This window comes from Yeguia hominis (genome assembly GCF_014384705.1).
Taxonomy (GTDB): Bacteria; Bacillota; Clostridia; order Oscillospirales; family Acutalibacteraceae; genus Yeguia; species Yeguia hominis.
The window spans coordinates 38,729-57,911 of record NZ_JACRSN010000007.1 but is presented as its reverse complement, the minus strand read 5'-3'; the positions used below and the strand labels follow the sequence as shown (position 1 = coordinate 57,911).

At 50.4% G+C, this 19,183-nt stretch carries 19 protein-coding genes; 5 read left to right on the top strand and 14 right to left on the bottom strand.

Translation table 11 applies throughout. From position 1 onward, the window contains the following. Positions 1–54 precede the first annotated feature (54 nt). From IAG03_RS06010 to IAG03_RS06000, 3 genes are all read right to left on the bottom strand, one after another. Positions 55–381 (bottom strand): DUF1905 domain-containing protein, encoded by a 327-nt coding sequence (locus IAG03_RS06010; protein ID WP_249319053.1) that lies wholly within the window; start codon positions 379–381, stop codon positions 55–57. A 64-nt stretch (positions 382–445) separates the two neighbouring features. Next, positions 446–1,006, bottom strand: coding sequence for a hypothetical protein (locus IAG03_RS06005; RefSeq protein WP_249319051.1), 561 nt, complete (start codon positions 1,004–1,006; stop codon positions 446–448). Positions 1,007–1,038: 32 nt separating this feature from the next. Further along, positions 1,039–1,593 (bottom strand): cysteine hydrolase family protein, encoded by a 555-nt coding sequence (locus IAG03_RS06000; RefSeq protein WP_249319048.1) that lies wholly within the window; start codon positions 1,591–1,593, stop codon positions 1,039–1,041. 177 nt (positions 1,594–1,770) lie between these two features. Between IAG03_RS06000 and IAG03_RS05995 the strand changes: the two genes are divergently transcribed. Beyond that, a complete protein-coding gene (locus IAG03_RS05995; protein ID WP_249319046.1) occupies positions 1,771–2,286 on the top strand; it encodes a transcription repressor NadR in 516 nt (171 codons plus the stop codon). Positions 2,287–2,470: 184 nt separating this feature from the next. Beyond that, complete coding sequence (locus tag IAG03_RS05990) at positions 2,471–3,880, top strand: MATE family efflux transporter (RefSeq protein WP_249319044.1); 1,410 nt, start codon at positions 2,471–2,473, stop codon at positions 3,878–3,880. Positions 3,881–3,980: 100 nt separating this feature from the next. Here IAG03_RS05990 and IAG03_RS05985 read toward each other — a convergent pair whose 3' ends face one another. The 4 genes from IAG03_RS05985 to IAG03_RS05970 form a co-directional block, all read right to left on the bottom strand. Continuing rightward, the gene (locus tag IAG03_RS05985; RefSeq protein ID WP_249319042.1) at positions 3,981–5,102 is read right to left on the bottom strand and encodes an ROK family transcriptional regulator; all 1,122 of its coding nucleotides are present in this window, start codon (positions 5,100–5,102) and stop codon (positions 3,981–3,983) included. Positions 5,103–5,169: 67 nt separating this feature from the next. Then, entirely contained in the window at positions 5,170–6,693 is a 1,524-nt protein-coding gene (locus IAG03_RS05980) for an FGGY-family carbohydrate kinase (RefSeq protein ID WP_249319040.1), read from the bottom strand. 31 nt (positions 6,694–6,724) lie between these two features. Continuing rightward, entirely contained in the window at positions 6,725–7,801 is a 1,077-nt protein-coding gene (locus tag IAG03_RS05975; protein WP_249319039.1) for an alcohol dehydrogenase catalytic domain-containing protein, read from the bottom strand. A 440-nt stretch (positions 7,802–8,241) separates the two neighbouring features. Continuing rightward, positions 8,242–9,312: a branched-chain amino acid aminotransferase gene (locus IAG03_RS05970; RefSeq protein WP_249319037.1), complete on the bottom strand. Its 1,071-nt coding sequence runs from the start codon at positions 9,310–9,312 to the stop codon at positions 8,242–8,244. Between the two features lie 637 nt (positions 9,313–9,949). Here IAG03_RS05970 and IAG03_RS05965 point away from each other — a divergent pair. Then, the gene (locus IAG03_RS05965; RefSeq protein ID WP_249319035.1) at positions 9,950–10,132 is read left to right on the top strand and encodes a hypothetical protein; all 183 of its coding nucleotides are present in this window, start codon (positions 9,950–9,952) and stop codon (positions 10,130–10,132) included. 179 nt (positions 10,133–10,311) lie between these two features. On the opposite strand, the gene IAG03_RS05960 is transcribed toward IAG03_RS05965, so the two are convergent. The 7 genes from IAG03_RS05960 to IAG03_RS14400 form a co-directional block, all read right to left on the bottom strand. After that, entirely contained in the window at positions 10,312–12,597 is a 2,286-nt protein-coding gene (locus IAG03_RS05960; protein WP_249319033.1) for a leucine-rich repeat protein, read from the bottom strand. 430 nt (positions 12,598–13,027) lie between these two features. Continuing rightward, on the bottom strand, positions 13,028–13,423 hold the full coding sequence (locus tag IAG03_RS05955; RefSeq protein ID WP_249319031.1) for a Mini-ribonuclease 3: 396 nt from the start codon (positions 13,421–13,423) through the stop codon (positions 13,028–13,030). Positions 13,424–13,438: 15 nt separating this feature from the next. Next, positions 13,439–14,710, bottom strand: coding sequence for a GTPase ObgE (gene obgE / locus IAG03_RS05950; RefSeq protein ID WP_249319029.1), 1,272 nt, complete (start codon positions 14,708–14,710; stop codon positions 13,439–13,441). A 207-nt stretch (positions 14,711–14,917) separates the two neighbouring features. Continuing rightward, positions 14,918–15,202 (bottom strand): 50S ribosomal protein L27, encoded by a 285-nt coding sequence (gene rpmA / locus IAG03_RS05945; protein ID WP_249319027.1) that lies wholly within the window; start codon positions 15,200–15,202, stop codon positions 14,918–14,920. Then, positions 15,196–15,522 carry a ribosomal-processing cysteine protease Prp gene (locus IAG03_RS05940; protein ID WP_249319018.1) on the bottom strand — a complete coding sequence of 109 codons (327 nt, stop codon included), beginning with the start codon at positions 15,520–15,522 and terminating at the stop codon, positions 15,196–15,198. The genes rpmA and IAG03_RS05940 overlap by 7 nt, the downstream gene beginning before the upstream one ends. Continuing rightward, entirely contained in the window at positions 15,522–15,833 is a 312-nt protein-coding gene (rplU, locus tag IAG03_RS05935; protein WP_249319016.1) for a 50S ribosomal protein L21, read from the bottom strand. Before rplU ends, IAG03_RS05940 begins: the two co-directional genes overlap by 1 nt. A gap of 280 nt (positions 15,834–16,113) precedes the next feature. Beyond that, positions 16,114–16,818 carry a metalloregulator ArsR/SmtB family transcription factor gene (locus IAG03_RS14400; protein ID WP_346726108.1) on the bottom strand — a complete coding sequence of 235 codons (705 nt, stop codon included), beginning with the start codon at positions 16,816–16,818 and terminating at the stop codon, positions 16,114–16,116. 159 nt (positions 16,819–16,977) lie between these two features. Between IAG03_RS14400 and IAG03_RS05920 the strand changes: the two genes are divergently transcribed. After that, entirely contained in the window at positions 16,978–17,196 is a 219-nt protein-coding gene (locus tag IAG03_RS05920) for a cation transporter (protein WP_249319014.1), read from the top strand. Positions 17,197–17,268: 72 nt separating this feature from the next. Further along, a complete protein-coding gene (locus IAG03_RS05915; protein ID WP_249319013.1) occupies positions 17,269–19,158 on the top strand; it encodes a heavy metal translocating P-type ATPase in 1,890 nt (629 codons plus the stop codon). The last annotated feature ends 25 nt before the right edge of the window (positions 19,159–19,183 follow it).

Genomic DNA, 19,183 nt, shown 5'->3' with positions numbered 1-19,183 from the left:
CAAAACAACCTTCGTTTTGCTGCCCGGCTCTTTGGTATTTTTCTGCGAATCTTTTCATTTTCTGGGATCCTGCCGCGCGGTTATCGTCACATGAACGAGATCGCCCGGCTGCTTCCGAATTTGCTTGCGAATCTCTTTGCGCACCCGCAAAATCGGACGGGGCATCCCCCATCGGACAATTTGTCCATCGTAGGCAACGCCGTCAAATGTCGCGTGCACTTTCACGTGCCGTCTTCCAAACGCAGCCTTTACATCAAACGGAATTTCCACATATGCGCCGTCCAGATCCGGGATTTTCCGGATGTCGACATCGAATTCATAGTTTTCCCCCTGCACCAGCTCACCTCCCGCATTTACTATTCCCCATCTTTTTTCCGGCATCACAAAAACGCACCGCGTTTTCCAGCGAAAACCCGATGCGCTTTCTTTTTTCATTTTTGGGGATTCACGATACCTTGGCGTAAACCGGAATCCGGATCACATGCTGACACGGTTTCCAGATCAAAACGGAAATCGCATAATCCACCATGCTGTGTGCGATTGTCCCCACGCCGACCAGCAGTAGAACCGACATGATAAACCCGTTCTGATAGAATTGTTCGCCTAAAGAACCGCCAAAATAGAATCCTGCCACCACGATCACTTCAAAGGCTGCATGAATCACCGCGAGAAACAGGCCAAACGGAACGCCGGTCTTCCAAGACGCAATCAAAGTCCCCTTTTTCTTCAGCATCAGGGTCCCAACCAAAACAAATACAATCTGGCTCAGCGCCCGGAGTACGACCACCATAGGAAATCCGGCGAAGAAAAAGCCGACCGTTGTAACAAGAGACACTGCAATTGCCACGGGCAACGAAATAAACATCGCGATAAAAATCGGCACGTGACTCGCAAGCGTAAAGGACATCGGCCCAATTTCAATTTTCGGCATCACTATGGGAATCAAAATTCCCAAAGCACACAATAGCGCCGAGATAACCATGTACAGAATCCCGTTCTTTTTCATTTGTTTTCCCTCTCCTCATGTTTCAGTCCACCTCAGGCAGAAAAGATCTCCTTTAATTCGTCCACTGTGTAGACTTTTGCGCCGTAGACGGCCTTGAGATATTCCATCCCGTTTTGATAATCCGCCTCGGTAAACGCATCCGTTGCATCGCTTGCAACTGCCACTTCAAATCCCAGGCAATATGCATCCGCGCTCGTATGCCGCACACACATATGCGTATGCAGGCCGGTCATCACAACGGTCTCTACGCCCAATTCTTTTAACAGCAGCTCGAGATCTGTCCGGAAAAATCCGCTGTAGCGGCGTTTGGGAACCACATAATCTTTCTCGCACAGACCCAGTTCCGGAATCACCTGTGCGCCTTCCGTTCCGGCAATTGCGTGATCTCCCCAAAGCTTCAGCTCGTGGTCAATTCCTTTTAAGTGTGCGTCATTGCAGAAAATCACCGGCACGCCGTTCTCCCGCGCAGATTTCAGCAATTCCGCTGTTTTGGGCACAATCGCCAGTCCGCGGTCGCATTTAAGCGCTCCGGTCACGAAATCGTTGAGCATATCGACAACCAAAATTGCTGTTTTTGTCTTTTCCATGCAAAGAGCCTCCTTTTTATTGTCTTGACACCTGTCATTGCATATGATACCTTGTTTCCCAAAAAATTGCAATAGAAAAATTTCCAATCTTCCTGTAGAAAAGAAGATTGTTTTTTGTTATGATAAGAATTAGAACCTAAAATTCGTTCGTCTTGTTTGACAGGGGGGAAAGCAAAGATGAACACCGAAAAACGGCGGAAAACGATTCTTTCTATGCTTGAAGGCCGCATGGAATCTTTAAATGCATCTCAAATGGCGGAAAAATTGGAAGTCAGCCGGCAGATTATTGTCTCTGATATTGCACTCTTGCGCGCGCAGGGGCATAACATTCTCTCGACGCCGCGCGGATATCTTTTAGAAAAGCAGGAGCCGGACGGCTACACCGGCATCATCCTGTGCCAGCACGGCAGCGAAGCTATTCGGGAAGAGTTTTATCGGATCGTCGACAACGGCGGGGTTGTCCTCGATGTTTCGATTGACCATCCGATTTACGGTCTGCTCTCTGCCTCGCTCAATATCCGTTCCCGCTATGACGCCAATCTGTTTCTCGAGCAGCTTGGCGCCTCCACGGCCAAACCGCTGAGCGCCCTGACGGAGGGCTTTCACACACATCGGATCCGCACGGAACATGCAGAAGATTTTGCCCGGATCGAGGCTTCCTTGCGGGAACTCGGCATTCTGGTAGACGCTTAAGCCTTTTTCTAAACTTCTGCTGGCAACCCGACGGCGAAATTTGTCCGTTTTGCGTTTTTCTTCCCGGATTCCCTATTTTGTGCGGATTTTCATCGCGGCGATACTTCGGAGAACCTCGCCGGCAAGCGTCTGACGCCCGGGATTTCTATAGAACTCTGATTATTTAGCAAAAGAAGGTTTTTACATGCAGCAAGCTCAAAAAAACACGCGCGGGATCACAGAAGGCGTCATTTGGAAACAACTGCTTCTGTTCTTTTTTCCGATCCTGCTCGGAACGTTTTTTCAGCAGTTATACAATACAGTCGATGCGATCATTGTCGGAAAATTTGTCGGAAAAGAAGCGCTTGCCGCAGTCGGCGGAACAACCGGCACGCTGATCAATCTTCTGGTCGGCTTTTTTGTCGGCCTTTCTTCGGGCGCAACCGTGATCATTTCCCAGTATTATGGCGCGCGGCGCGACCGGGAAGTCGGCCTTGCCGTCCATACCTCCATTGCGCTCGCAATTGCCGGCGGCGCCATTTTCATGGTCATCGGCATTTTCGGATCTCCGCTTGCCCTGCGGCTGATGGATACGCCAGAAGATGTTCTGCCGTATGCCAGCACCTACATCCGGATCTATTTTGTCGGCATGATTCCTTCAATGATCTACAACATCGGCTCCGGCATTCTGCGTGCAGTTGGAGATTCCCGGCGCCCGCTCTATTTTCTCATCATCTGCTGCCTGACCAATCTTGTGCTCGATTTATTGTTTGTCGTAGTTTTCAAGCTTGGCGTAACCGGCGCAGCGATTGCAACCGTCCTTTCCCAGGTGGTCAGCGCCATTTTGGTTCTCCTGGTTCTTGTGCGGACAAAAGAAGCGTACCACATGGAATGGAAAGAAATTCGGTTCACCCGCCATATTCTGATTAATATTATTCAAATTGGATTTCCCGCCGGCTTGCAGTCTGCTATGTATAATCTTTCCAATATTCTCATCCAGTCCTCTGTCAATCATTTCGGCACAGATGTCATTGCGGCCTGGGCCGCAAACGGAAAGATTGACGCCATCTTCTGGATGGTTATGGGCGCGTTCGGCGTTTCTGTGACGACCTTTGTCGGACAGAACTTTGGCGCGCAGCAATATGCACGCATTCGAAAAAGCGTCCGGGTCTGTATGGTGATGGCCTTCCTTGCCGCAGCCGGAATGAGCGCTTTGATGCTGCTCGCAGGCAAACCGATTCTCTCGATTTTTTCGGACGATCCCGCAGTTATTGCACAAGGCGAAGCGGTTATCCGGACTTTAGCGCCGCTTTATTTTACATATGTCTGCGTCGAAATTCTTTCCGGCGCAGTGCGCGGAACCGGAGATTCCCTTTTGCCGACGCTCATTACCTGCCTTGGCATCTGCGTTTTGCGAATTGTTTGGGTCTACGCCGCGCTGCCGGTCTGGAACACCATGGAAACCATTGTGCTCAGTTATCCGATTTCCTGGGCCGTTACTTCACTTCTGTATATTTTCTATTACTTGCACGGCGGCTGGCTTCGCCGCAGAATTGCGCACAATGGATTTGCGCCGGAAGAGCGGGTTCGGCGTAAAAGAAGGCGCACCACGTAAAGAAGGCCTCTCTGGACAGAATGTTCAGAGAGGCCTTCTTCATTATTTCACAGTTTTACGAACGGTTCTCTTTCCAGAACGAACCGTCTCGGCCCGCCGATTATCGCAAACTTTTTCGGAATCGGTCAATATACGGCAGCGCCGCACCGGCCGCAGGCGCTTCTGTCTGATAGCGGCAAACGCGGATATACGCGGCGTCTGATGCGAATGTATTGCGATCTGCAGCCAGCTTCTGAAGCTCCGGCAGATACGGTTCCATGTAGGCGCCAACATATCCTCCTAGAATGACATCGCAGTCAAACAGCATGTGAATATTGTTGACCGCAATAGCTAGCGCCTGCAGATATTCCTGCCAGACAGCGGATGCACGCAAGTTCCCGGATTTGAGCAGCGAAAAAAAGCCGGAAAGGCTTCCGCCTGCCAAATCGGAAAGAATGGTCGCAGCGCAGTAAGTCTCAAAGCATCCGCGCTTACCGCAGTAGCACACGCGTCCGTCCGGAACAATGGTCATGTGCCCGATTTCTCCGGCGCGCTGATGGATGCCGGTGTAGATTTCATTTTGAATCAACACCGACCCGCCGATGTTGTTGCAAAGAGAAATATAAAACGCGTTCCCGAGGTTCTTGCAGCTCCATACCTCTGCAAATCCGGCGGCGTTGGCGTCGTTTTCCAGCGTCACGGGATACGGCAGAAACCGGCTGAAGTCCTCGACCGTCCGTCCCGTAAAGTTTAAAATTTTCCCATAGTAAATTCGTTTTCGATCTTCGGTCACAAGGCCGGGCACCGCAATTCCTACACCAAGGATCTGCTCCGGCACAGCGCCTACTGCAGAAAGGCTGGAAGCAACCAGGTCTGCAAGCGCACGTGCATAGGCTTCCCCCAGCACAAACGGATACGGAAGGCGTTCCGTGTGAACGACTGTACCGCTTAAATCAACCAGAACCGCTGTAATACAGTTTTTTGTAATATCCAAACCAACCGCCAGCCTGGACTGGTCGTCGATCTCATACAGCTTTGCCCGGCGTCCGCCGGTATTGCCGACACTTCCGGATTCCCGAATCAGACCGGCAAGTTCTGATAAATTTTGATTGATCGTCGGCAGACTCAGCCCTAAACGGCTCACGAGCTCCTGCTTGGTGCAAGGGCCTTCCTGCATCAGGCAATGGAAGATTTTCTGCCGGTTAAACTGTTTCAGTTTTTGATTCAAGGTTTTTTCCGGCAAGGAACTCCCTCCTTTCCAAATTGCGGGCACGCAGCAATTGCTGCGTGCCCGCAACCGCACTTTTTCCTTATCGGATTTCGGACAATGTCCGCATATCCTCTTTTAAATCCTGATAAAGTTTCCGGTACAGTGCATAGTATCGGTTGTATTTCTCGTGCGCCTCCGGGTTCGGCTGAATCCGGTCGCCGAGCACCTGCCACTTTTTCACATCGTCGAAGGTCAAAAGGCCGGTTGCAATTCCGGCAAGCATAACGTCGCCCAAATTTGCCTCAACATCATGAATCGGGCACACAACCGGATATCCGGTCACGTCCGCAAAGATCTGACGCCAAACCTTCGACTTGGCAACGCCACCGGCAATCAGAATGTATTCGCCCAAATCGTCACTCGTGCACTCCATCGTGTGGCGCAGCGAATACGCGACGGTTTCCAAAAACGCGCGGTAAACATGCGCTTTGGTATGTGTCAGAGAAAGACCAAAAATGGTTCCCTTGGCATCCGTATCCCAAACCGGTCCGCGCTCTCCCATAAAATACGGCAGAACAATGAGGCCCTCGGAGCCCGGCGCAATCTGCGCAGCCTTCCGATCCAGTACAGCATAGGCATTTTCGCCGCCCGCCAACTCCGCCTCTTTCTCCAGCTCCGCAAAGTTATCGCGGAACCATTTGATCAGCGCGCCGGCTGTAGCGCTTCCGCCGAACAGATAGGAAAGCCGCTTCGGCTCAATCACATACGGCCATTCTGTCAAATTCTTTCCTTTGATCGTGTCTGCATGCACCAGAGCCGCACACATGGAAGTTCCGATTGCCGCTGCATACACACCGGGTTCGAACACGCCAAGGCCCAGAGAAGCCGCACCGCAGTCAACGCCGCCGGAGATAACCGGCGTTCCTTCTTTAAGGCCCATCTCTGCTGCTGCCTGCGCTGTCAGAGTTCCTACAACTTCTGTGCATTCCACCAGACGTTCCGGCATCATGCTGCGCGGAATTCCCATTTCATCCATCAGCTCGTACGACCAGGTTTTGGTGTTCATATCAAAAATACCGCCGATATTGCCGGCAGAAGAGTAGTCAATCGTCACCGCACCGGTCAGTTCATAAATGGTATACGCATTCGGCGGAAGGAACAGCTTTGTTTTGGCCCAATTTTCCGGCTCATTATCCTTCACCCAAAGGATCTTCAAATAGCCGTAGTAGGGATCGATGCCGTTGTGCGTAATGGCGCGCATTTTTTCTTCGCCGATGGTTTCTTTGACCCATTTTTCCTGTTCCGTCGCGCGGCGGTCCATCCAAATCAGACACGGACGCACAGGCTTCATATGTTCATCCACCGGGATTCCCGATCCGCCATATAGGCCGCTGATAGCAATTCCCTTGATATCTTCCGGAGAAACCCCGGCCTTCTCCCGCGCGTTCCGGATCGAAGTCTTTGTCGCTTCCACCCAAACATCCGGCCACTGCTCCGCCCAAAGCGGCTTTGGTGTCAGGACGTCATATTCCTGTAAATCCTGCGCGATTAAATTGCCCTCCGTGTCCATGAGAATGGATTTTGTCCCGGAAGTTCCAATGTCCGTTCCGATTAGATAGTTCATGATACTCCTCCGTTTCTAAAACAATACTTTTTTAAAATGTAATCGCAACCTTAAAATCTCCATATTTTCCGGTTGCGTATTCAAACGCTTTTTCCCATTCTTCAATGGGGAACATGCTGGAAACCACGCCGTCCGTTTTCAAGTTTCCGTTCGCGATATTTTCAATCACAAACGGGAAGCAGTACGGCGACAGGTGTGCGCCGCAAATATCCAGTTCCTTGCGGTCCCCGATAATCGACCAGTCCACCGTTGTCGGCGCACCGAACACGCTGAATTCCACAAAACGGCCCAGTTTGCGGATCATGGAAAGGCCCTGTGTTACGCTGGACGGATGACCGGTCGCCTCAATATAAATGTCACAGCCATATCCCTCGGTCAGCTTGAGCACTTCCGAAATCACATCGACCTTGCCGGGGTTCATCACGATATCTGCGCCAAAGGCTTTTGCCTTTTCCAGACGGTTATCCAGCATATCCAGTACAATCAGCTTTGCCGGGTTCTTCATCCGCGCATATGTCAGCATTCCCAGACCAAGCGTTCCTGCGCCGGAAAGCACCACAACGTCTTCGCATCCAATCTGCGCGCGGTCTACAGCATGCTTGGAGCAGGCGTACGGCTCAATGAGCAGCGCATCTTCAAGCTTCATGCTATCCGGAACTCTGTGGATCACGCTGTTTTTCGGATAGCGGACATATTCCGCCATGCCGCCATTGTTTTCTTTCTGGAATCCAAAAATATCATGCGGCTGACACATCCAGTAGCGGCCGGATTTGCAGAATTTGCATTCGCCGCAGGGAACGATCTGATCGGCGGTGATGCGGTCTCCCAACGCAAAACCTGTTACATTCGCGCCCATTTCCACAATCGTCCCGAGGAACTCATGGCCCGGAATCACCGGCGGCCGAACATACGCCGGCTGCATGGCATCTCCCCAGAACATCGCGGCGCCGTGCTGGCATTTGAGATCTCCCGCGCAGATTCCGCAGGCCTCGGTCTTGATGATGATATCATCCGGACCGCATTCCGGTGTCGGGTAAGCAGTTTCCAAACGATAATCTCCTGCTCCGTATGCGACCAGAGCCTTCATGGTTTTTGGCAATGTGCTCATTTTGAAAAAAATCTCCTCTCATTATTGAAATCGGTTTTATAAAACGAATATGATTTAATAGTATATCTATACGGTTTTTCTGTCAATTCTTTTCTGAATTTTAGGAATAAAAAATTTAATACTCTTTTTATAATAAAAGTTGTACGTACTTTTTATATCACAATTCCATTGAAATTTAATTCTAAAAAAGGAATATATCCGCAAATTTTAAAACAAAACTGCATTTTGGTATAAGGAACGATCTTGTCGGACAAAATTTTATTCGAGAAAATACGCGCCGCGCATCTGCACGGCATTGATTTCTCTTTTTTATACTTTGCGGGTTACAAGGCTGCGCGGACTGGTATCTTCCGTTTCTCCTGACTCGGATTTTTCGCAGGACAAAATATAAACAAAAAGGGACGCTTTCGTTTGGAATGCGTCCCCTAAAATTTTGTTTTTTATTTTGCCTCGCAGGTCCAGCCAAACGGATCTGCAATTTTCCCCCACTGAATTCCAGTCAGAGTGTCATACAATTTCTGAGAAACCGGGCCGATCTCGCCGTTGTTGATCGACATGATTTCGTCGCCCCATTTAAGTTCGCCGATCGGGGAGATTACAGCAGCCGTGCCGCTTCCGAACGCCTCTTTGAGGTGGCCGGTCCGGGCTGCTTCTGCCAATTCGTCAATCGCAATCGGACGCTCTGTAACCTTCATGCCCCAGGAGCGCAAAATCTCAATGCAGGACATTCTGGTAATACCAGAAAGGATGGAACCCTGCAGCGCCGGCGTCACGATTTCATCATCAATTTTGAAAAAGACGTTCATCGTACCGACTTCTTCGATGTATTTCCGCTCTACGCCGTCAAGCCAAAGTACTTGCGTGTAGTGCTGCTTCTCAGCCTCGTCCTGCGCCTTGAGAGAAGCCGCATAGTTGCCGGCAGTTTTTGTATATCCCATACCGCCGCGAACCGCGCGGACATAGTTCTTTTCCACGTAAATTTTCACCGGATTCAGGCCTTCCGGATAATAAGCGCCCACCGGAGAGCAGATCACGATAAAGAGCAGATGGGACGCCGGATGCACACCAACCTGCGGGTCAATTCCAAAGATAAAGGGGCGAATGTAAAGGGAAGTGCCTTCCGCATGCGGCACCCAATCTTTTTCAATTGCAACCAGCTTGGCAATCGCATTTTTGGCAAATTCTTCGTCAATCTGCGGGATGCAAAGTCGCTCGTTGGAGACATTCAGACGCGCCATATTTTTTTCCGGCCGGAACAACAGGATTCGGTCATCCGCTGTCCGGTAAGCCTTCATGCCCTCAAATACGGACTGGCCGTAGTGCAGGCACATCGCGGAAGGCTCCATTTCAATCGGGCCATACGGAACAATGCGCGGATCGTGCCAGCCTTCTCCCGCATCATAATTCATCACAAACATGTGATCTGTAAAAATTTTGCCAAAGCCCAGCTTTGTTTCATCCGCCGGTTTTGCTTTCGGCGTTTTGGTCAGTTCCACTCGAATTTCCTGCATGATACATTCCTCGCCTTCTCAGTATTCAAACTGTATTCGCTTATCTAAAAGGCAAAAGCACAAGCTCTCGAGCGGCGTAGCCGCCAAAAATGCCATAGGCATTTTCCCTTTTTTGCTGTCAAAATGTCACCGCAGCCTTTTGTGCGGCCCTCGCCGCGATGACGCATGCATAAGGCTGCCATGCGTACTCAAACTTGTATTCTTGAGGTTATTTTACGCCAGTTCAATGTTCTCAAGAAAGCAAAGCCTGCGGCTTTGCCTGACAGCGGCAGCCGTCCGCGCTGTGTGCTGCACAGCGTGGTCTTGAGGTTATTTTACGCAAGTTCAATGTTCTCAAGAGAGCAAAGCCTGCGGCTTTGCCTGACGGCGGCAGCCGTCCGCGCTGTGTGCTGCACAGCGTGGTCTTGAGGTTATTTTACGCAAGTTCAATGTTCTCAAGAGAGCAAAGCCTGCGGCTTTGCCTGACGGCGGCAGCCGTCCGCGCTGTGTGCTGCACAGCGTGGTCTTGAGGTTATTATAGCACCCCTTTTTGCGCTTGACAAGAAGCGGAGCGTGCAAGGATTGGAATCTGCCGAAAATTTTTCTTGTATATTTTTTGCCCCAAAGCAAACAATATTTCTCGAAGGAGGTGATACCTTTGGAAAATAAGAACTACAACAATCAGAGCACCAATCAGGCTAACAACTGCAACGGCACAAACCGCAACAACCAAAACGCTTCCCAAAAGAAAAACCAGTCTTCTACCAACTCTGCAAACAACAAGGCGAATAACAAGGCAAATAATTCTACGAACCGCAGCACAGACGCTTACAACAACTAACTGTTTACACGGCCTTTAATAAAAACTTCGGGATTTGTCTTCTGACACCACCGAAATTTCCCGGCAGAAAAAGCGGGCCGCAGACGGCAAAAACTCTTTTTGCCGCAATTTTTCTGCGGCCCGGTTTGCTCCGCAGTACCTAAAAAATGGATCGGCACAATATGCGCCGATCCATTTTTTTACTTGCGTTTTATTTTTTTAGTTGTCACATAACTGCTGTAAGTCTTTCCGGAATACGCCTTTACGGTATAATAATAGGTCTTTCCTTTTTTGGTGGTTTTATCCGTATAACTCGTTCCGGTTGACGTCTTAAGCTTCGTCCATTTACCGCCTGGCGTTTTGCGATATACGTAATATCCCGCGGCGCCCTTCACTTTGCCCCAGCTGATTTTCACACCTTTCGAGGTATTGGAAAGTTTCACACTCGGTTGGCTCAGGCACTTGATTTTCCGACTGTTGGTCGACGTACTCTTTATAGAGCCGGAATACGCTTTTACCGAGTAGGAATATGTTGTACCGGATTTGGCAGTCGTGTCGGTATAACTGGTTCCTTTCGTGTCCTTGAGGCGTTTCCAGCTTCCATTTCCGGTTTTGCGGTACACGTAATATCCCGCTGCACCCTTTACTTTTCCCCAGCTGACTTTCGCGCCTTTGGAGGTATTGGAGACGGCCACCTTTGGCTGCGCAAGATATTTCAGCGCCTTGCTGCCGACATAATCCGTACGAATTCCGTCCGCTTCTCCGCGCACCGTGTAGGCATATGTCGTTCCGGACTTAACGGTCGTATCGGTATAGCTCCTTGCCGTTGTCTTTTTCAGGAGCTCCCATTTGCCATTGCCCGTTTTTCGATAAACAAAATACCGATTTGCCCAATCCACACTTTCCCAGCTGATCTTCATGCCCGTCGAAGCATTGGAAATCGAAACACGCGGGGCATCGAGATAAAAAGCCCACAGAAAGTTTTCATTCGCATAAGTTTCTGCAGCGCTGTTTTTGTAACAGAAAATCTGCATCTCATAGCAGTCATAAAATGCATCTTCGCCGAAGGTCTTGACGCTTTTCGGAAGAATGATTTCTGAAAGCGTATTGCATTCATAGAACGCGTCTTCTCCAATTCCGGTTACGCCATCCTGAATCACAACGCGATGCAACACGGTGCTTTCTCCCCAAGGGGTACAAATCCACAAACAGGGCTCTCCATATTCGTCATATCCCGCCTGATATGCCGCCTCCAAAACGCCGTTTCCGGTAATGGTCACGGTTTCGATTCCCGTACATTCCCCAAAGGAATCGAGCGCACAGCCGGTGTTTGTCTCTGTAGAAACTGTCAGATTGCGGATCCCGCTGCAGCCATAAAACGCATATGCTCCAACCTTTTCTACACTATCCGGAAGCACAAGACCAGTCAGCGCCGTTTCATCGGCAAATGCATAATCCGCAATCAGCCGGGTTCCATTTTTGACCTTCAGGGTTGTATTGGCTGGTATGGTTCCCTTGTAACCGATCAGCACGCCGTCCAGATATAAACACCCGTCTTTCTGCGCGTGATACCAACCGGTATCTGCCAACGCTTTGTTTCCAAGCACATGCAAAGAACCGGAGAGTTTGATCGACGTTAGATTGGTGCAGCCCGAAAATGCTTCCGCCTCTACGACCGGTACCCCATCTTCCAGGACTGCCGATGTCAGCGATGCGCAGTTTCGAAACGCACTGTACGAAACCGGCACACCGCTTTGAACCGTCACAGAGGTCAGTCCGCTGCAATCTTCAAATGCCGCAATTGCAAGAATGGTTCCAGTCGGCACAGATAATTCCGTATTCTCCGGCGCAGTGCCCTTATAGCCGAGCAGCGCCTTTCCCCAATATAAAAATCCGTCCGGCTGCGCGTAATACCAGGCCGTTTCGTCAAATACATCTCGACAGATGATCGACAGGTCTTTCGGCGCCGTGATTTCTGAAAGCGCAGCGCATTCGCTGAATGCACCCTGTTCGATACAGGAAACCGTATCCGGAATTTGAAGCGTCTGCAAATTGGAACAACCGGAAAACGCCCAATTTCCGATGGAAATCAGGCCGTCCGGAAGCGTAACGGAAGTCAAACCCGTGCACCCGCGAAATGCGCTGCCCCGAATTTCCTCCACACCGTCTGGAATCGTGACTTCCGTCAGATGCGTACAGTTTTCAAAAGCATTCCAGGCAATTCCGGTCAATCCTTCCGGCAACACCAGCGACGTAATCTCGGATTTGTATTTTTCCCACGGAATGTCCCCATCTACATTCATATCCCCGGAGCCTGTCAAAACCAGGGAACCGTCCTCGTTCAGTTCCCACAAAAGATCTTCTCCGCATTCCCCATAATCCTGAAATCCATCGGAACCGGCTGCAAACGCCTCTATTCCGAATACGCTGGCAACAAGCAAAATGGCCAGCAGTACGCTCGTCATTTTCCGTAAAGCAGTTTTCATTTAAATTCCTCCCTATTTTCAAAATACCATCCGCCATACCAAAAATGCAATCAGACGTTTGAATGGATCCGCAAAATCTGCACGGGTTTCACAAACCCGATTGCAGCTGCCTCTATCACCTCCTGGTTTTGCGCTGTGCCATAGGATTGACAGACAAAAAGCCGGAATTCCGCAACATCTTGTTTTCTACGGCGCAACGAATCCCGCTCTGTTTCTTGTTTGTAAAAGCCAAAGTAAAAATATAAAATTCAGCCTCGAATTACATATTTTTCCGTCGATCTATTTTCATTATATGCACGTTTTTTCAAAAAATCAAGTATCTATCCGGCAGCTTTCATAATGATGTTGTGCTTCTTCACAGAAAAACATCCTGCGCCGATCCGCTCTCGCTCAGGAACGGTTCCACGCAGGATGTTCTTATGTGATTCTTTTATTCCATTTCACAAATCATAGAAAATAGTTCTCGCAAACGGGAAAGATTCCCCTGAAGATATAAATACCCAAAAACCGCTTCCAATGCCGTAGCGGCATGGTAGTCTGCCGGCGTCGAATTCTTGGGAAGATGCGCTGTGTGCGCATTGCGGCCGCGTAAATAAATGGCCTTTTCTTCTTCTGTAAAATTCGGGAGCAGTCTCTGCGCCGCCTTTGCCTGTGAACCGCAACAGACCTGCTCGACTGCCCGCCGGTGCAGCGTGTTGACCGGTGCATCCAGCATGCAGGTCAGGCGTTCCCGCACAAACAGATCGAACACACAATCCCCGACAAACGCAAGGTTGAGCGCATTCATCCGCTTTGGTTCGCAGGGCGTATCATAAAACCGATCCAAAACCCGACGTCCTCCTTATTCCACGAAATCAAATTCCACATCATACAGGCTGACCGTATCGCCTTCCTGTACACCCGCTTCCCGCAAGGCGTCTATAACGCCTGTATGAATCAGGACACGCTGGAAATATTGCAGGGATTCATAGTCATCAAAATCCACGGTTCGCAAAATTTGCAGCAGCCAATCTGCTTCCACGAAATACACGCCGTCTTCCTGCGAAATTTTGACTTCTTTGCGCTCCATCTGTTCCGCGCTGACAACCGGAGCCGGTTCCGGCTCGTATCGCGCAACCGGAGGAAGCCCCTGCAGCATTTCTTCTACCTTTTTCAGAAGCGGATCCACCTCATAGCGGATTGCCGCCATAATCGGAAAGAAGGCATACCCCTGCGCCTCGACGAAACGGCGAAAATCCGCAACAGTCTCGTCATCTGTCAGGTCGCACTTATTGCCCGCAACCACCATGGGGCGCTGCGCCAATTCCGGATTGAATTTCTGCAGCTCTTCATTGATGACCCGGAAATCTTCTTTGGGATTCCGTCCCTCACTGCCGGAAACATCCACGACATGAATCAGCATCCGGCAACGCTCTACGTGCCGCAAAAACTGATGACCCAGGCCGGCGCCTTCCCAGGCTCCCTCAATCAGCCCCGGAATATCCGCCATAACAAACGAGCTGCCTTCGCGCATGCGGACAACGCCGAGTACCGGCGTCAACGTTGTAAAATGATAGTTCGCAATATTGGGTTTTGCCTCGCTGACCACAGAAATCAGCGTCGATTTCCCGACATTCGGAAATCCGACCAGCCCGACATCCGCCAAAAGCTTGAGCTCCAGGCGCACCGCGAACTGTTCTCCGGGCGTACCGGGCTTTGCAAACCGCGGCGTCTGCCGAGTCGGCGTTGCAAAGTGGCTATTCCCCCAGCCGCCGCGTCCGCCTTTTGCAACAATTTGCGGCTCTTCAGACGAAATATCCGCCAAAATCCGACCGGTTTCCTTTTCCCGGACAAGCGTTCCGCGCGGAACCCGAATGATCAGATCCGGCGCACTCTTTCCGTAACAACGGTTTCCACGCCCATTTTCTCCGCTTTGAGCAGCATATTTGCGCTTATACCGGAAGTCAGCCAACGTGGAAAGGTTATCGTCCGCCTGAAAAACCACGTTGCCGCCGCGCCCGCCGTCTCCGCCGTCCGGCCCGCCGGACGCCACATATTTTTCCCGGTGAAATGAAACTGCACCGTTCCCGCCGTTTCCGGCTTTAATTTGAATTTCCGCAACATCTACAAACATCCGCTACACCTCACTTTGTGCAGAATTATTTTGGCTTTTTCCTGTGCGATCAAACGCCTGATCGCAGCAATTTTCGATCTCCTGATTTTATTTTGAGAAACATCCGGACAAGGCGCCGGACGCAAAATTATAAAAATCGAAACGCTACAGAAAAAAGCCCGGGCAATCCAACTTGCCCGGGACTTTCCAGTTCATTATCGCCAGTAATTACTGCTGGGCGCTGTATACGCTGACCTTTTTGCGGTCGCGGCCAAGGCGCTCAAATTTTACGTGGCCATCGATCAGTGCAAACAGGGAATCATCCGAACCTCTGCCCACATTCTCGCCGGGATGGATATGCGTTCCGCGCTGTTTGACCAGAATATTGCCTGCGAGGACAAACTGTCCGTCTGCACGCTTGACGCCGAGACGCTTCGACTCGGAATCACGGCCGTTCTTTGTGGAACCCATTCCTTTTTTATGCGCAAACAACTGAATTTGAATTTTCAGCATGGTGACACCTCCAAATAAAATACATGAATATCATCCGGATATTGTTCTTCCAGGCCCTGCAAATGCAGTTTCAGACCCTCAAGAAGGATTTGGCAGGATGCGTACGCCTTTTTTTCTAAAAGCAGAAGCATATCGCCGTCCGCTACTTCGATTCGGGCTTCCGCGTGTAGGACATCCGTAACGGTGTTCGCCACCAAATAGGCTGCCGAAGAAACTGCCGCGCATACAATGTCGCTGCCTTCTTCGCCGTAATCAGAATGTCCCGAAATCCGGAACCCTGCAAGCGCACCGCCCGCCGTAAGAAACTCTGCGCGGATCATTACGCGTTAACTGCTTCGATCTGTACCTTCGTGTAAGGCTGTCTGTGACCCATCTTTCTCTTCTCGCCTTTTTTCGGCTTATAGGTCATGACGGTGATTTTCTTGGCCTTTCCATTTTTCAAAACCTTACCGCTCACAGAAGCGCCTTCTACAGAAGGTGTTCCAATTTTCAGCGCGCCGTCATCGCCGCACACTGCGATCACCGGGAACGTTACCGTCTCATTCTCTTCTGCTGCAAGCTTCTCGACAAAAATGACATCGCCATACTGTACCTTGTACTGCTTGCCGCCTGTTTCAATAATTGCAAACATTCAGGATTCCTACCTTTTTTTCAGACTCGCTGCTCCGGGTGCGAAACCCGCTTAAAAGACCCGGCTGCAAGCGGCTTTTTCACTATACCATACAGGTCCGATTCTGTCAAGATTTTTTGCCGGTTTTTCCGCAAAAAATGCGCAAAACAGCCGTCTTTGGGGGATTCACTTCGCCATCTGAAAATTCTTTTCAAAGCCGCTGAAAATATGCGGCCGCCTGCGCGGAATCTCTGCGCGATTTTGCTGCGGTGCTTTACAGATGCAAAGTGCGGAAGCCCCCCTAACCGGCATGATGCTTTCTGTATTCGGTCGGAAGCTCTCCGTATACTTCTTTAAATGCGCTTGTAAACCGACTTTGGCTCTCATAGCCTACTGCCTGCGCAATGGCCGCAATCTCATCCTGCGTCTTTAACAGCAGCGTCGCCGCCTGTTCCAGACGGTGTTTTTTCATATGCATTGCAATGGTCGTTCCATAAACCTTTTTAAAGACCCGTTTTAGGGTTGTCGTGTTCATCAAAAATTTTTTGGAAAGCTCCTCGATGGTAATACGTTCCGAAAGATGTTCGACCAGATAGTGGTGCACGTTGCGGATAATCGCCTCCTGCGCTGCCTGAAAATCCACGTCTTGTTCCGGACAGGCAATTTCCATCACCACTTCGACAATCTCATGCAGCAAGTGAATTTGCTCGGTATCGGCCGCTTTATAGTAGACCTCTTTTCCCTCACGCCTGCTGACTAAGAGACCGCTTTCTGTGAGCGAACGCAGATGGTGCGAGACCGCCGGGCTGGACATTTCCAGCATGGCGGCAATATTGATCACACACGCTTCCTGATGGCTCAGCAGCCAAAAGATCCGAACCCGGGTCGGATCGCTCAGCTGCCGGAATACATCCGAAACCGCAGAGAACAACTCTGCATTCTGCAGAATCCGGTGCAGGCTTTCCACATTTCCGTGATCGCTGTGATGGTGCGGTAATTCAAACATCCTTGTTCTCTCCTATTATCCGTTTTGGAAATTCTATTCGCCTTTTTAGAAACATGTCTGAAAAGAATCTTGATTTTTTGCCTTGCTGCCAGTATACTACAGTCAGAACGATTAAGCAAGTGTTTAATTATAAACGAAACGCAAACGGAGGAATTCAACATGAAAAAAACGTATCCAATCGAAGTCGACTGTGCGAACTGTGCCAACCTGATGGAAGAAGCCGCCCGGAAAACTGCCGGTGTCGCCGCTGCGACCGTAAACTTTATGACCCAGAAAATGATCGTCGAATTTGAAGACGGGCAGGATGAAGCCAAAGTCATGAAGCAAGTTAAAAAGGCCTGCAAAAAGGTGGAGCCGGACTGTGAAATCGAACTGTAACAGCAAGGAAACCATCGAAATCAAAATGCCAACTGACGCCAAGCAAAATCTGACAGATCGGAGATTGTGGTTATGACAAAAAAGCAAAAAAGAATGCTGATTCGTATTCTGCTTACCGCTGTTCTTTTAATCGGGCTCTATTTTCTGCCTCTGACCGGTATTCCGCAGTTGGCCGCTTATCTGGTTGTCTATCTGCTGATCGGATATGATATTTTAAAAAAGGCAGGATGGGGCATCCTCCACGGAAGACCTTTTGACGAAAACTTCCTAATGGCCGTGGCGACAATCGGCGCGTTTGCGGTTGTGATCTGGACCAAAAGCGGCGATTATGTGGAAGGCATTGCCGTAATGCTTTTTTACCAGATCGGTGAATTGTTTCAGAGCTACGCGGTCGGAAAAAGCCGCAGAAACATCAGTGCGCTGATGGATATCCGTCCGGATTACGCAAACATTGAAAAAGACGGCCAGCTTCTGCAGGTCAGCCCCGATGAAGTCAGCGTCGGCAGCATCATTGTGGTGCAGCCCGGCGAAAAAGTCCCGCTGGACGGCGTCGTCGTAAACGGGAGCGCCAGCCTGAACACAAGCGCGCTGACCGGAGAAAGCCTGCCCCGCGATATCAAGGAAGGCGAAGCCATTATCAGCGGCTGTATTGATTTAAACGGCGTCCTGAAGATTCAGACAACCAAAGCGTTTGGAGAATCGACCGTCTCTAAAATTTTGGATCTGGTCGAAAACGCCAGTTCCCGAAAATCCAAATCCGAAGCATTTATCTCCCGGTTTGCCAAGATTTACACGCCCGCTGTCTGCATTGCAGCATTGATTCTGGGCATTGCGGTTCCGCTTGTTCGGATGGCGGCCGGCCTATCGGCCGAATGGATGAGCTGGATTTACCGCGCGCTGACCTTCCTGGTTGTCAGCTGCCCCTGTGCACTGGTCATCAGCATTCCGCTCAGCTTTTTTGCCGGCATCGGCGGCGCAAGCAAAGAGGGCATTCTCATCAAAGGTTCCAACTATTTGGAAGCGCTTTCCAGTGCAGAATATGTGGTCTTTGACAAAACCGGTACCTTGACGCAGGGCGTGTTCGAGGTCACAGGCGTCCACCACAACGAGCTGGAACGGGCAAAAATTCTGCAATACGCCGCACTTGCCGAATGCGCCTCGTCCCATCCGATCAGCAAAAGCCTGCAAAAAGCATATGGCAAATCGCTTGATCGCAACCGTGTGACCGACATCGAAGAAATCAGCGGTCACGGAATTCTCGCCAAGGTAGACGGACGCCAGATTGCCGCCGGAAACGCCAAGCTGATGAAGCAGCTAGAGATTCCGTATCTGGACTGCCATCATGTCGGGACCATCATCCATATGGCAATTGACGGCGAATACGCCGGCCACATTGTGATTTCCGATGTCGTCAAGCCGCACGCAAAAGAGGCCATCGCCGCGCTGAAAAAGGCCGGCGTGGAAAAAGCGGTCATGCTGACCGGAGACAGCAAGCGGGTGGCGGATCAAGTCGCTGCAGACCTCGGCATTGACGAAGTGCGCAGTGAGCTGCTTCCGGAAGACAAAGTCAAAGAAGTGGAAAAACTGCTTTCGCAGAAACGCGCAAGCGCCAAGCTGGCCTTTGTCGGAGACGGCATTAACGATGCGCCGGTTTTGACGCGTGCTGACATCGGAATTGCGATGGGTGCTATGGGCAGCGATGCCGCAATTGAGGCCGCTGATGTCGTTTTGATGGATGACGATCCTCTGCAGATTGCAAAAGCCATTCAGATTTCCAGAAAATGCATCGGCATTGTCAAAGAAAACATCGTCTTTTCGCTGATTGTAAAATTTGCATGCCTTGCTTTGACCGCTGTTGGCATTGCGAACATGTGGGCAGCCATTTTTGCCGACGTCGGCGTCATGATCCTGGCTGTTTTAAATGCAGTCCGTGCTTTAAAGGTTCATCATTCTGCGCATTGACATCCAGAAATAATTTCTAAAGAAA